The following is a 14,170-nucleotide window of genomic DNA, read 5'->3' as shown; positions in this document are numbered from 1 at the left end:
GTACATAAATATGGTTTTTGCCAATATTGAATATTTATTTTTGCTGCTGTTGCTTATACCTTATATAGTATGGTATATTATGAAGCGGAAGAATAGTGAAGCTACGCTTCAGATTTCGGATGCCCGTGTGTATGCCCATACCCCTAAAAGCTATAAGAACTACTTGCTGCATGTACCGTTTGTATTGCGGATAATTGCCTTGATACTGATTATTCTTGTTTTGGCACGTCCGCAAACCACCGATAGCTGGCAGAACAGTGAGATTGAGGGTATTGATATCATGCTTGCCATGGACGTTTCTACCAGTATGCTGGCCGAAGACCTGAAACCTAACCGGTTGGAAGCGGCGAAGGATGTAGCGGCAGAGTTTATTAACGGACGTCCGAATGATAATATAGGTATAACTTTGTTTGCTGGAGAAAGCTTTACGCAATGTCCATTGACAGTAGACCATGCCGTATTGTTGAACTTGCTTAAAGATATGAAGTGCGGGCTGATTGAAGACGGAACGGCAATCGGTATGGGGATTGCCAATGCCGTTACCCGTTTGAAGGATAGCAAGGCAAAGTCGAAAGTCATTATTCTGCTGACGGACGGTGTCAATAATAAAGGTGATATTTCTCCTTTGACAGCTGCTGAAATAGCCAAGAGCTTTGGCATTCGCGTTTATACTATTGGGGTAGGAACCAATGGTATGGCTCCTTATCCTTATCCGGTAGGTGGAACAGTGCAATATGTCAATATGCCCGTCGAAATTGATGAAAAGACTTTGACACAGATTGCTGGAACAACGGAAGGTAACTATTTCCGTGCCACCAGCAACTCGAAGTTGAAGGAAGTGTATGAGGAGATAGACAAGCTGGAGAAAACAAAATTGAATGTAAAAGAATACAGCAAGTGCCAGGAAGAGTACCGCTGGTTTGCGTTGGCTGCTTTCTTGTGCGTATTACTGGAGGTACTGTTACGCAACTCTATATTGAAGAAGATACCGTAAAAAGGAGAATGTCTTTTAGTGTATCAGTCATTGCGTAGCCAAATTGTAAATTGTAAATTGCTAAATTGTAAATAAAAAGATGTTTCGATTTGAAGAACCTGCATATTTGTACTTGTTGCTGTTGCTGCCTTTATTGGCGGCCTTCTACTTGTACTCCAATTATCGGAGGAGGAAAGCCATTCGTAAGTTTGGTGACCCTATACTGATGGCACAGCTAATGCCGGATGTTTCCAAATACCGTCCGGATGTGAAGTTTTGGTTGGTTTTTGCGGCTATTGGGTTGTTCACGGTACTGTTGGCACGTCCGCAGTTTGGTTCCAAACTGGAGACGGTAAAACGTCAGGGAGTGGAAGTGATGATTGCGTTGGATATATCCAATTCCATGCTGGCACAAGACGTACAGCCAAGCCGCTTGCAGAAGGCAAAACGGCTGGTGGCACAGTTGGTAGATAAGATGCAGAATGACAAGGTCGGTATGATTGTTTTTGCGGGTGACGCATTTACCCAGTTGCCTATTACGAGTGATTATATTTCCGCCAAGATGTTTTTGGAGTCCATCGACCCTTCGCTGATTTCCAAGCAGGGTACGGCAATTGGAGCTGCAATAAATCTGGCTGCCCGGAGTTTTACACCTCAAGAAGGGGTGGGACGTACTGTTATTGTCATCACCGACGGTGAAAACCATGAAGGTGGTGCCGTAGAAGCTGCTAAGGCTGCTGCAGAGAAAGGTATCCAGGTCAATGTATTAGGGGTAGGTATGCCCGAGGGTGCCCCCATTCCAATAGAGGGTACTAATGATTATCGTCGTGACCGTGAAGGTAATGTAATCGTTACTCGCTTGAATGAGCAGATGTGTCAGGAAATTGCTCAGGCGGGAAATGGTATTTATGTGCGCGTAGACAATACCAATGGTGCACAGAAAGCGATTAGTCAGGAAATCAATAAGATGGCAAAGGCAGATGTGGAAACACAGGTGTACACGGAATTCAATGAACAGTTTCAGGCAGTGGCATGGATTATTCTGCTGTTGTTACTAGCTGAGATGTTGATATTGGAGCGCAAGAATCCTTTGTTCCGCAACATTCATTTATTTTCTAATAAGAAATGATGCGTATGTTACAGAGAAAATATATTGGAATAGTTTTGCTGCTGTTAGTGGCAGTTTCAGCTTCTGCACAGAAGGCGGAACGCGATTATATCCGTAAGGGAAACCGTTTTTTTAAGGATAGCGTATATGTGGATGCAGAAGTGAACTATCGGAAGGCTTTGGAGGTAAACCCGAAGTCAACGGTTTCCATGTTCAACTTGGGAAATACATTGACCCAGCAGAACAAACTGCAGGAAGCGATGGAGCAATATGTGGGAGCTACCAAGATAGAAAAGGACAAATCGAACTTGGCACAGATTTATCATAATATGGGAGTCATCTTTCATTCTCAGAAGGATTATGCAAAGGCGGTAGAAGCCTATAAGGAGTCGTTACGCAATAATCCGAAAGATGATGAAACGCGCTATAACCTTGCTTTGGCACAGAAACAGTTGCAAGACCAGCAGCAGAACCAGGATCAGGATAAACAGGACCAACAGAAGGAGCAGGATAAACAGCAGGATCAGCAGAAAGACCAGCAACAGAATCAAGACCAGCAACAACAACAACCTTCTCAGCCGGAAAAGAAAGATAATGAGATGTCTAAGGAAAATGCCGAACAGCTGTTGAACTCTGTCATGCAAGACGAGAAGGATGTGCAGGATAAAGTGAAAAAGCAGCAGGTACTTCAAGGAGGTCGTCTGGAAAAAGATTGGTAACAAACATAATAGGAATAATATATGAGAAAAATAGTTTTCTTATGGATAGCACTGATTGCAGCCAGTATGAATGCCTTTGCCGATGGCAAGGTATCGTTTACTGCGTCTGCTCCTGACGCTGTGGCGGTAGGAGACCAGTTCAGACTGTCGTATACGGTGACTACACAAAAGGTGAGGGATTTTCGTGCTCCTTCTATTAAGGGATTTGATGTGTTGATGGGGCCCAGCCGCTCGCAACAGAGTAGCGTGCAGATGATTAATGGGCAGACGACTTCAACCAGCAGTATTACATTCACTTATATTTTAATGGCGACTGCAGAAGGTGATTTTACCATTCCAGGAGCCACTATCACTGCTGATGGTAACCAAATGGTTTCGAATTCTGTACGAGTAAGGGTTCTTCCGGCAGATCAGGCTGCTAATGGAGTTTCTGGAAATAGTGGCAAACAGAGTGAGGGCACTGCCAGCCGCGCTTCTTCCGGGACATCTGTATCGAATAGTGATTTGTTTATTACAGCTACTGCCAGTAAGACGACGGTGTATGAACAAGAAGCATTCCTATTGACATACAAGATATATACCTTGGTGGACTTGCGTATGTTTGACAATGTGAAGTTGCCCGACTTCAAAGGATTCCATTCTCAGGAAGTAGAATTACCTAATGACAGAAGATGGGGATTGGAGCATTATAAAGGTAGAAATTATCAGTCTACAATCTATCGTCAGTTTGTGTTGTTCCCGCAACAAGCCGGTAAACTGACAATTGATGCAGCACGTTTTGACGCTTCTATAGCCAAGGCTACACAAGTATCCGATCCGTTCGAGGCGTTTTTCAATGGAGGAAGCAATTACGTAGAGGTGAAAAAGACTATTTTGACTCCGCAACTGACAATTGACGTAAAGCCCTTGCCGGCAGGTAAGCCAGCCGATTTTTCGGGAGGAGTGGGAGAGTTCAATATAACTTCTTCTATCAATAGTACAAATGTCAAGACCAATGATGCTGTTACTGTCAAACTTGTCATTTCTGGTACCGGTAATCTGAAATTGCTCTCTAATCCGGAAGTTAAATTCCCCGAGGATTTTGAAGTATATGATCCGAAGGTGGACAATAAATTCCGTCTGACAAATTCGGGCCTCTCCGGTAGCAAGGTCATTGAGTATCTGGCAATTCCTCGTAATGCTGGAACTTATAAGATTCCTGCCGTAAAGTTCAGTTATTTTGATATTAATTCCCGTTCGTATAAAACGTTGACTACGGAAGAGTATGAATTGCATGTGGAAAAGGGAGCAGGCAATGCTGCTCAGACTATTGCAAACTTTACAAGCAAGGAAGAACTGAAAGTATTGAACGAGGATATTCGTTTTATCAAGCAGAATAACGTAACTCTGTCTCCCAAAGGTGATTTCTTCTTCGGTTCGTTGACGTATTGGTTACTTTATTTGATACCGGGTATTGCATTCATTACATTCTTTATCATCTATCGTAAGCAAATAGCAGCCAATGCAAATGTAGCAAAGATGCGTACCAAGAAAGCCAATAAAGTGGCGGTGAAACGTATGAAGCAAGCTGGTAAATTATTGGCTGAGAATAAGAAAGATGCGTTTTATGATGAGGTTTTGAAGGCTCTTTGGGGGTATATCAGTGATAAACTGAACATTCCGGTATCCCGTTTGTCTAAGGATAATATCGAAGAGGAACTTCGTAATTATGGTGTGAATGATGCGTTGATAAAGGAATTCCTCGATGCATTGAATAACTGTGAGTTTGCCCGCTTTGCTCCGGGTGATGATAACCAGGCTATGGATAAGGTATATTCAGCTTCTTTGGAAGTTATCAGTAAAATGGAAAACTCGATAAAACATTAATCAGGAGGAAATGGTAATGAATAAAATATTGTTTTTTACTCTTAGTCTAGTGATGGCAATTACTGCCTATGGGCAGAATTCTGCATCTGTAGATACATTACAGACTGCTAGTGACTCTACATCCGTCGGTTCACATGCGGAATTCTCTGCTGCAAGGCAAGAAAGCAATGTGACAAAGGCTGAAGGTGACAGCGCTTATATACGGAATGATTATGCTTCTGCCATTCAAATATATGAGAATCTGTTAAAGAAGGGAGAGGCTGCAGAGGTCTATTATAATCTTGGCAACAGTTATTATAAGGCAGATGATATAGCAAGAGCTATATTGAATTATGAGCGTGCCTTGTTGTTGGAACCTGGTAATGCTGATATTCGTGCAAATTTGGAGATAGCACGTTCTAAGACAATCGATAAGGTAATCCCAGTTCCTGAGGTTTTCTTTGTATCTTGGACTAAATCGTTGATTAATTGTCTTAGCGTAGACGCATGGGCTAAGTTGGGGATTGTGTTCTTTGTACTATTACTCGTTTCGTTCTATCTCTTTTTCTTTTCAAAACAGATTACGGGAAAGAAAGTGGGATTTATTGCAGGAATAGTATTCCTGGTTCTTGTTATATTGAGTAATGTGTTTGCTGCTCAGCAAAAAGGCGAACTGATGGAACGTAACGAAGCTATAGTGTTGGCACCTAGTGTCACAGTGCGTAGTACTCCCAGTGAAAGTGGTACAAGTCTGTTCATTCTTCATGAGGGACGTAAAGTTGAGATAAAAGACAACTCTATGCGTGAATGGAAAGAAATTCGTTTGGAAGATGGTAAAGTAGGGTGGGTTCCAGCTTCTGCCATAGAAGGTATTTAAATTTTCCCTGTATTCTAAAAACAGCTCGTATAAACCCGATAATTCTGCTTTATACGAGCTGTTTCTGTCTATTTTTAGGAGCTTTTTCTCTGTACTTATAATTCTGCATACTTGAAAATGATTATTTTTTGGAGAGGCAATATTCTTTTTGAAAAAAGATAAAGAAATAGTTTGTTTTATCCTTTTTTTTCCTTAAGTTTATAGCGTGATAATAAAAAGTACAGAGTATTAACCATTAAATTTATGAATATGAGAACAATAACATTTAATGAATTACGTAAGATTAAAGACTCATTGCCTAGTGGTAGTATGCATAGAATAGCCGATGAACTTGGACTGAATGTTGACACTGTAAGAAATTTTTTCGGTGGACACAATTTTAAGGAGGGGAAAAGTGTTGGGATTCACTTGGAACCTGGACCAGATGGTGGATTGGTTATGATTGATGATACTACTGTTTTAGAGCGAGCTTTAAAAATTTTAGATGAAATGGCAGGTAAGACTGAAGAAGCTGTTCGAGCTTAAGAAGAGAAAGTTAGATAGAATCCCAATTGCTGACAACAATTGGGATTTCTTGTTTGTTTTAATCTCAAAATCAATGATATATGGAAGATAAATTAGTTACTTTGGCAATCTTAACGTACGCGAAAGCTCAAATATTGAAAAATGTTCTTGAAAATGAAGGTATTGAGACTTATATTCACAATGTAAACCAGATACAACCGGTTGTTTCTTCTGGCGTACGTGTACGTATTAAGGAGAGTGACTTACCTCATGCTCTGAAAATTACTGAAAGCTCTGCGTGGTTATCTGAAGAGGTAGTGGGGGGGAAGTCACCTAAACTGGAGAAGGTTAGTAATAAAGTGCTGATTCCAGTGGATTTTTCCAATTATTCTTTGAAGGCTTGCGAGTTCGGTTTCAATTTCGCTCAGAATATAGGTGCAGAAGTTGTTTTGCTACATGTTTATTTTACTCCTATATATGCAACTTCTTTGCCATACGGAGACGTATTTAACTATCAGCTAAGTGATGAGGAGAATGTAAGGAGTATCTTACAAAAAGTTCATGCTGATTTGAATGCATTATCTGATAAAGTAAAAGAGAAGGTAGCTTCCGGCGAGTTTCCAGATATTAAATATACTTGTGTTTTGCGTGAAGGTATTCCTGAAGAAGAGGTACTCCGCTATACCAAGGAATATCGGCCACGCATTATCATAATGGGAACTCGTGGTAAAAGTCAGAAGGATATTGATTTGATCGGCAGTGTAACGGCTGAAGTGATTGAACGTAGCCGTGTACCGGTATTGGCCATTCCTGAAAATACTCCATTCAAGCAATTTTCTGAAGCTAAGCGTATTGCATTCATTACTAATTTTGATCAACGTGATTTAATAGCTTTTGATTCGCTAATAAATAATCTGAAATCATTTAAGTTTTCAGTGTCTCTGATACATCTTTCAGATGTTCAGAATACATGGAATGAAATAAAACTGGCTGGTATTAAGGAATATTTTCAAAAACAATATCCACAATTGGAAATATACTATGATGTGGTAAAGAACGATAATCTGCTTAGTAGTTTAGACAGTTATATCAAAAGTAATCATATTGATATTATGACATTAACTTCTTATAAAAGAAATATATTTTCGCGCTTATTTAATCCTGGTATTGCCAGAAAGATGATTTTCCATTCTGATACACCATTGTTGGTAATTTACGGAAGACCGAATACGTAGGTGTTGAATTGGATATATATGGTTTGATCAATATCAGGATTATGTTTAATATAATGCCGGGATAATTTAATCTAATTTTAGTTCTTCTTCTCTCTCACTTAAGAAATAATATTCTTTACTTTCTTTCAGAATAATAAAAGCCTAATTAAATTATTAATTAGGCTTTTATTATTCTGAAAGAAAGTATTACATCAACTTTTCAATTTCTTCGAATTCAGGGCCCATCTGCAAATTATAATACACTCTATATAGACCATTTAACCATAAATCTTTTTGATCAGGTTTCAGTTCTCTTGCCTTTTCATAATAAGGTTTTGCCTTTTCATAGAAAGTCTTCAGAGTAGCTTGGTCTTCTTTATACTTAGGATCATTAATATCTGTAGTTGCTTTTTCTGAGAAATCTTGTGCTTGTAAGCAGTAAATTAAACCTAAATTAGAGTATGCTTCTGCATAATTAGGATCTACTTCTATAGTTTTCTTATAGAATTCAATAGCTTTATCATAGTCCTTCATATTGTGATAAAGGTAGCCTTTTACATACAAATAGAATGTATTGTTAGGATCTTTAGCCAACATATCATCAGCAAACTGCATAGCCTCGTCATATTTGTTGTTATTGCTATAATAATCAATCAAATGACCGAAGAAGAATGAATGTTCAGGATATTTCTGGATACCTTCTTTCAAAGAAGCAATCCATTTAACAGTATCACCTTCGGCTTTCAATGCAGTAGAGATAAATTCCATAGCGTATTTCCCAACTTCTTTATCGTCTTGCGCATAAGGAGCATACTTCAAAATACTAGGATAATCTTCCATCTTAGCAGCTGCTAAACTTGCATAATATGCTATTTGAGGTAATACAGTATCTGTTTGTAACAGATTTTCCTTTTCAAACATCGGGTTGATAGCAATATCAATGTAGGTTGCAAAGAAATCCAACGCTTTTTTATTGCCTTCCTTGGCTGCATCGCCTTCTTTTTGTGAGGCCAAATTAAAGAATTGGATGCCGCCATTGATCAGATTGCCGCGTTCTGCTAAAATTGTAGCAGAATTAGATTTTCTATATTTATTCTTGATTTTGCCCTTTTCATTGGGAATTTGTGCTAATTCGTCACATTTGAAGTAGAATTTACACATGTTTAATGCACTATTATATACCTGAAGAGTGTCATAAGGTTTTCTCAGATAGGCATTTTCCATTTCTTTCTCACTTCTTTTTCTTTGGATAAGACCTGCTACATCCCACGTTTCGGCATTGTCCTTTGTTTCGGGATTAGTTAAAGCTTGATTTATCAGTTCCTCTGCTTTGGCAAAGTCAGGATTTACTCCGTTAGCAATACTTTTAGCCTCTTTTACGTTCTTTTCTTGGGCGAAAGTAAAACTTGCGGCAAGTAGTAAAACCATTGAAAATAATACTCTTTTCATGATTGTAGAAAATTTAAATTAATATTATGTCTATTCTTCATTTTCACTGTTTACCTCGTTCTGAGGGCTTTCAAGGGTATTTTCTTCCCCCTCCTCTATAAGTTCCTCTTCATTTTCTGAAGTGACTTTGCATACAGAGCCAATTTCGTCATTACGTTTCTCAAGGTTGATTAGGCGTACACCTTGTGTAGCACGTCCCATGATACGAACATCGGCAACTTTCAGACGGATGGTAATACCGGATTTATTAATAATCATCAAGTCATTTTCATCTGTAACAGACTTGATCGTTACTAATTTACCCGTTTTATCGGTGATATTCATTGTTTTCACACCTTTACCTCCACGATTGGTTTTGCGATAATCTTCAATATCCGAACGTTTGCCATATCCTTGTTCTGATACAACCATAATTGTTTCCGCCTCAGGATCTTTGATGCATATCATACCTACTACTTCGTCTTGACCGTCCTCATCCAATGTCATGCCACGTACACCGGTGGCAGTACGTCCCATAACACGCACAGCACTTTCATGGAAACGAATGGCACGTCCGTTACGGTTGGCAATGATGATTTCATTGTCGCCGTTTGTCATACGCACTTCGATTACACGGTCGTCTTCACGGATAGTGATAGCATTTACACCATTTTGGCGAGGGCGTGAATACTGCTCAAGCAATGTTTTCTTAATGACACCATTTTTGGTACAGAACAATACATAATGGCTGTTGATAAACTCTTGGTCGTTCAGGTTCTTCACGCGCAAATAGGCGTTTACAGCATCGTCAGAGTCGATATTCAACAAATTCTGGATGGCGCGACCTTTCGAATTCTTAGTACCTTCAGGGATTTCGTATACCTTCAGCCAGTAACATTTACCTTTCTGTGTAAAGAACATCATGGTATTATGCATGGTTGCAGGATAAATATGCTCTACAAAGTCTGCATCGCGGGTTTCGGTACCTTTGGAGCCTACCCCACCACGGTTTTGCGCACGGAATTCGCTCAGCGGTGTACGCTTGATGTATCCCATGTGTGAGATGGTGATAATCATTTCATCATCTGCATAGAAGTCTTCCGGATTGAATTCTTCTGATGAGTAGACGATTTCTGAGCGACGTTCGTCACCATACTTCTCTTTTACTTCAATCAGTTCATCTTTAATGACTTTGCGGCAGAGTTCGTCATTGACAAGAATCTCTTCCAAATAAGCAATCTGCTTCTGAATTTCCTCATATTCGGCGTGCAGTTGGTCTTGCATCAGGCCTGTGAGCTGGCGCAAACGCATTTCAACAATAGCACGTGACTGAATTTCACTGAGTTGGAATCGCTCCATCAAACCAGATATCGCATCATTCGGTGTTTTAGCAGCACGGATAATCTTAATTACTTCGTCGATATTATCAGATGCAATGATTAATCCTTCCAGAATATGTGCACGTTCTTTGGCCTTGCGCAAATCGTACTGAGTACGGCGGATGACTACGTCGTGTCTGTGCTCAACGAAGTATTTTATCAAATCTTTTAGATTCAACAGACGTGGACGGCCATGTACCAATGCAACATTGTTCACACCAAAAGATGTCTGCAGCATTGTCATCTTGTAGAGCTTGTTGAGTACAACGCTGGCATTTGCATCACGTTTTACATCAATAACGATACGCATACCTTCACGGTCGGATTCGTCATTAGCATTGGCAATACCTTCAATTTTCTTTTCGTTGGCCAAATCGGCTATATTCTTAATCAATTCAGCTTTGTTGACGCCATAAGGAATTTCTGTCACAACGATTTTATCGTGCGTCGAACCAGTCTCAATTTCGGCTCTAGCACGCATTATGACACGTCCGCGTCCTGTGAGATAGGCTTCGCGAACACCGTTCATACCGTATATATAGCCTCCGGTCGGGAAGTCGGGAGCTTTAACATACGTCATCAACTCTTCTATATCGATGTCATTATTTTCGATGTATGCAATACAAGCGTCAATAACCTCAGATAGATTATGAGTCGGCATATTGGTAGCCATACCTACAGCAATACCAGATGCACCATTTACCAAAAGATTTGGAATACGGGCCGGCATGACGGTAGGCTCTTGCAGAGAGTCATCGAAATTGTTCTGCATGTCAACAGTCTCTTTTTCAAGGTCTGTCATCATGTCTTCACCAATTTTTCGCAAACGACACTCGGTATAACGCATGGCAGCAGCGCTGTCACCGTCTACTGAACCGTAGTTACCTTGTCCGTCTACCAACATGTAACGCATTGCCCAAGGCTGAGCCATACGTACAAGAGCTCCGTAAACGGACGAGTCGCCATGAGGGTGATATTTACCTAATACTTCACCTACAACTCTGGCTGATTTTTTATAAGGTTTGTCGGAGGTATTTCCCAATCCCATCATTCCGAAAAGAATTCTTCGGTGAACGGGTTTAAAACCATCTCTAACATCCGGAAGGGCACGTGAGACAATGACCGACATAGAGTAGTCAATGTACGATGACTTCATTTCCTCCTCGATGTTAATCTTTATAATTCTGTCTTGTTCAAGCATTTAAAAAGATTATTAATTATACATTTTCGGGTTCGTGAAAAACCACGCTAAAGTACTGCTTTTTTACGATATACAAAAGTTTTCCTCCATAAACTTTGTTGCCTGCGGCATAAATATAGAAGTACTCCCTCCTTTCCTCCCCAAGTTGCCATTAATATATAAGGTATAAAATGGAAAAACAGATTTGAAATTTGTGGCACGGGATTTGTATACTATTAAATCAGTTAAATATGATACGTTGAATTAATAAATGCGTATCTTTGTCGTGGATAACCTTTTTAATTGAGGAGAATTATAAAATATGAACAATCAATTTTCACAAAGAGTTTCAGACATAATTACTTATAGCAAGGAAGAAGCCAATCGATTGAGAAATCGTTATATTGGTCCGGAACACCTTCTGCTCGGCATGTTGCGTGATGGCGGAGGAAAAGCTATTGAAATATTGTTGAAACTTGATATAGATTTAAAACGAGTAAAAAGTCGCCTGGAGGGTTTCCTGAAAGATGCCGAGGACGATACTCTCTTGCCGGACGCTGAAGTGCCCTTGTCCCCGATGACGGCTAAGATATTGAAGATGTGTATGCTTGAAGCGCGTTTGCTGAAAAGTGCAACTGCCGATACGGAACATGTATTGCTGGCTATCTTGAAAGACGGAGACAATCTTGCTGCAACTGTTTTGGAAGAACACCGGGTGGATTATCAGGCTGTATTTGAACAGCTTTCGATGAAATCGACCAATCCGAATGCGGGAATGGGATTCGCTGAGGATGATGAAGAGGATGAAGAAGACATGAGTATGTCTCGCTCCTCCCGTACTGGAGGGGCTGGTTCGGCTTCGGCTGCACAGACTGCATCTAGAAAGCCGTCCAATGATACCCCCGTGCTGGACAATTTCGGCGTAGACATGACCCGGGCTGCCGAAGAAGGCAAGCTGGACCCGGTTGTGGGTCGCGAACGCGAGATTGAACGTCTGGCGCAAATCTTGAGCCGCCGCAAGAAGAACAATCCGGTGCTTATCGGTGAACCAGGAGTCGGAAAATCTGCCATTGTAGAGGGTTTGGCATTGCGTATTGTGCAAAAGAAAGTTTCGCGCATTTTGTTTGAAAAGCGCGTGGTGATGCTTGATATGGCCTCTGTGGTGGCGGGAACAAAATATCGTGGTCAGTTTGAGGAACGTATCCGCTCTATTATCAACGAGTTGCAGAAAAATCCGAATGTCATCCTTTTCATCGATGAAATCCATACGATTGTAGGTGCCGGTGCTGCTGCCGGTTCCATGGATGCTGCCAATATGCTGAAACCGGCTTTAGCGCGTGGTGAAATCCAGTGTATTGGAGCTACCACTCTCGATGAATACAGAAAGAATATTGAGAAAGACGGTGCTTTGGAACGTCGTTTCCAAAAGGTGATTGTAGAGCCTACCACAGCTGAAGAAACGCTTCAGATATTGAAGAATATCAAGGAGAAGTATGAAGACCATCATAACGTGAGCTACACGGATGAAGCCTTGGAAGCATGTGTCAAGTTGTCAGCACGCTATATAACCGACCGCAACTTCCCGGATAAAGCTATTGATGCTTTGGACGAGGCGGGGTCGCGTGTGCATTTGACGAATATTAATGTTCCGAAAGAAATTGAGGAGCAGGAAAAGCTGATTGAAGAGGCACGTGGCTTGAAGGCTGAAGCTGTAAAATCACAGAATTTTGAGCTGGCTGCTAGCTACCGTGACCGTGAGAAGGAACTTTCTGTCCGCTTGGAGGAGATGAAGGTCGAGTGGGAAGCCCGTTTGAAGGATGACCGCCAAACGGTAGGCGAAGAGGAAATAGCCAATGTTATTTCGATGATGTCCGGTGTACCCGTACAGCGCATGGCGCAGGCAGAAGGACTTAAACTGGCCGGAATGAAGGAAGAACTACAGGCGAAGGTGATAGCTCAAGATGCTGCGATAGAGAAACTTACCAAAGCAATCTTGCGTAGCCGTGTAGGGTTGAAAGACCCGAACCATCCCATCGGAACCTTTATGTTCCTTGGCCCTACTGGTGTGGGTAAGACGCATTTGGCAAAGCAATTGGCAAAATATATGTTTGGCTCTGCCGATGCCTTGATACGTATCGATATGAGCGAGTATATGGAGAAATACACCGTATCTCGTATGATTGGTGCCGCTCCGGGATATGTGGGCTATGAGGAAGGCGGCCAGTTGACCGAAAAGGTTCGTCGCAAGCCGTATTCCATTGTCTTGCTGGATGAGATTGAGAAAGCTCATCCGGATGTGTTCAACATCTTGCTTCAGGTACTGGATGAAGGTCGTTTGACTGACAATTATGGCAGAACCATTGATTTCAAGAATACGGTTATCATTATGACCTCCAATATCGGTACGCGACAGTTGAAGGAATTTGGCCGTGGCGTAGGTTTTACGGCGCAAAACCGCACGGATGGCAATGAACATTCGCGCAGCGTGATACAAAAGGCTCTGAACAAGACCTTTGCTCCCGAATTCTTGAATCGTTTGGATGAAATCATTACTTTCGACCAGCTCTCCTTGGAGGCCATCACAAAGATTGTGGACATTGAGCTGAAAGGCTTGTACGAACGGGTTGAAGCAATTGGTTACAAGCTGGTTGTGGAGGATGATGCAAAGACATTCCTTGCTTCGAAAGGGTACGATGTACAGTTTGGTGCGCGTCCATTGAAGCGTGCTATTCAGAACCACTTGGAGGATGGACTTTCCGAGCTGATAGTGGCGGCGGAGTTACAGCCGGGTGATACGGTAAACGTATCAGTAGACAAAGAAAAAGACGAGTTGAGCATCAAGAAGGCATAAGCTGTTCTTTATAAAAACCGTCAAAATGTCAGTCCTTATGGGCTGGCATTTTTTTTGTGCTATATCTGCCGGAATAATTAAAAATATAAATC

General features: G+C 41.2%; 10 protein-coding genes. 8 read left to right on the top strand and 2 right to left on the bottom strand.

Annotated features, from left to right (window positions below; genetic code table 11):
- Nucleotides 1-10 precede the first annotated feature (10 nt).
- The 7 genes from HUX74_RS13390 to HUX74_RS13360 all read left to right on the top strand — a co-directional run bounded on the left by HUX74_RS13390 (nucleotide 11) and on the right by HUX74_RS13360 (nucleotide 7,261).
- Nucleotides 11-994 (top strand): VWA domain-containing protein, encoded by a 984-nt coding sequence (locus HUX74_RS13390; protein ID WP_174646831.1) that lies wholly within the window; start codon nucleotides 11-13, stop codon nucleotides 992-994.
- Nucleotides 995-1,073: 79 nt separating this feature from the next.
- Complete coding sequence (locus HUX74_RS13385) at nucleotides 1,074-2,102, top strand: VWA domain-containing protein (protein WP_005827751.1); 1,029 nt, start codon at nucleotides 1,074-1,076, stop codon at nucleotides 2,100-2,102.
- On the top strand, nucleotides 2,099-2,800 hold the full coding sequence (locus tag HUX74_RS13380) for a tetratricopeptide repeat protein (protein ID WP_174646830.1): 702 nt from the start codon (nucleotides 2,099-2,101) through the stop codon (nucleotides 2,798-2,800). Before HUX74_RS13385 ends, HUX74_RS13380 begins: the two co-directional genes overlap by 4 nt.
- A 21-nt stretch (nucleotides 2,801-2,821) precedes the next feature.
- Nucleotides 2,822-4,666: a BatD family protein gene (locus HUX74_RS13375; RefSeq protein WP_174646829.1), complete on the top strand. Its 1,845-nt coding sequence runs from the start codon at nucleotides 2,822-2,824 to the stop codon at nucleotides 4,664-4,666.
- Nucleotides 4,667-4,676: 10 nt separating this feature from the next.
- Nucleotides 4,677-5,522, top strand: coding sequence for a tetratricopeptide repeat protein (locus HUX74_RS13370; RefSeq protein ID WP_005827754.1), 846 nt, complete (start codon nucleotides 4,677-4,679; stop codon nucleotides 5,520-5,522).
- Between the two features lie 249 nt (nucleotides 5,523-5,771).
- Nucleotides 5,772-6,047, top strand: coding sequence for a DNA-binding protein (locus HUX74_RS13365; RefSeq protein WP_085929906.1), 276 nt, complete (start codon nucleotides 5,772-5,774; stop codon nucleotides 6,045-6,047).
- A gap of 80 nt (nucleotides 6,048-6,127) precedes the next feature.
- Nucleotides 6,128-7,261 carry a universal stress protein gene (locus HUX74_RS13360; RefSeq protein WP_174646828.1) on the top strand — a complete coding sequence of 378 codons (1,134 nt, stop codon included), beginning with the start codon at nucleotides 6,128-6,130 and terminating at the stop codon, nucleotides 7,259-7,261.
- Between the two features lie 186 nt (nucleotides 7,262-7,447).
- On the opposite strand, the gene HUX74_RS13355 is transcribed toward HUX74_RS13360, so the two are convergent.
- Entirely contained in the window at nucleotides 7,448-8,689 is a 1,242-nt protein-coding gene (locus HUX74_RS13355) for a M48 family metallopeptidase (RefSeq protein ID WP_117964559.1), read from the bottom strand.
- A 30-nt stretch (nucleotides 8,690-8,719) separates the two neighbouring features.
- Nucleotides 8,720-11,248, bottom strand: coding sequence for a DNA gyrase subunit A (gene gyrA / locus HUX74_RS13350; protein WP_117964560.1), 2,529 nt, complete (start codon nucleotides 11,246-11,248; stop codon nucleotides 8,720-8,722).
- Between the two features lie 301 nt (nucleotides 11,249-11,549).
- Between gyrA and HUX74_RS13345 the strand changes: the two genes are divergently transcribed.
- Nucleotides 11,550-14,078: an ATP-dependent Clp protease ATP-binding subunit gene (locus tag HUX74_RS13345; protein WP_138345458.1), complete on the top strand. Its 2,529-nt coding sequence runs from the start codon at nucleotides 11,550-11,552 to the stop codon at nucleotides 14,076-14,078.
- Nucleotides 14,079-14,170: the final 92 nt, after the last annotated feature.

This window comes from Bacteroides sp. Marseille-P8574 (assembly GCF_902825465.1).
In the GTDB taxonomy this organism is placed as follows: Bacteria; Bacteroidota; Bacteroidia; order Bacteroidales; family Bacteroidaceae; genus Bacteroides; species Bacteroides uniformis.
This window is presented reverse-complemented; position numbering and strand designations above follow the sequence as displayed.

What these genes read in the sequence shown, in the direction of transcription:
- HUX74_RS13365 (WP_085929906.1), top strand. Translation starts at nt 5,772, where the DNA reads ATGAGAACAATAACATTTAATGAATTACGTAAGATTAAAGACTCATTG.
- HUX74_RS13355 (WP_117964559.1), bottom strand. Translation starts at nt 8,689, where the DNA reads ATGAAAAGAGTATTATTTTCAATGGTTTTACTACTTGCCGCAAGTTTT.
- HUX74_RS13370 (WP_005827754.1), top strand. Translation starts at nt 4,677, where the DNA reads ATGGTAATGAATAAAATATTGTTTTTTACTCTTAGTCTAGTGATGGCA.
- HUX74_RS13380 (WP_174646830.1), top strand. Translation starts at nt 2,099, where the DNA reads ATGATGCGTATGTTACAGAGAAAATATATTGGAATAGTTTTGCTGCTG.
- HUX74_RS13360 (WP_174646828.1), top strand. Translation starts at nt 6,128, where the DNA reads ATGGAAGATAAATTAGTTACTTTGGCAATCTTAACGTACGCGAAAGCT.
- HUX74_RS13345 (WP_138345458.1), top strand. Translation starts at nt 11,550, where the DNA reads ATGAACAATCAATTTTCACAAAGAGTTTCAGACATAATTACTTATAGC.
- HUX74_RS13375 (WP_174646829.1), top strand. Translation starts at nt 2,822, where the DNA reads ATGAGAAAAATAGTTTTCTTATGGATAGCACTGATTGCAGCCAGTATG.
- HUX74_RS13385 (WP_005827751.1), top strand. Translation starts at nt 1,074, where the DNA reads ATGTTTCGATTTGAAGAACCTGCATATTTGTACTTGTTGCTGTTGCTG.
- gyrA (WP_117964560.1), bottom strand. Translation starts at nt 11,248, where the DNA reads ATGCTTGAACAAGACAGAATTATAAAGATTAACATCGAGGAGGAAATG.
- HUX74_RS13390 (WP_174646831.1), top strand. Translation starts at nt 11, where the DNA reads ATGGTTTTTGCCAATATTGAATATTTATTTTTGCTGCTGTTGCTTATA.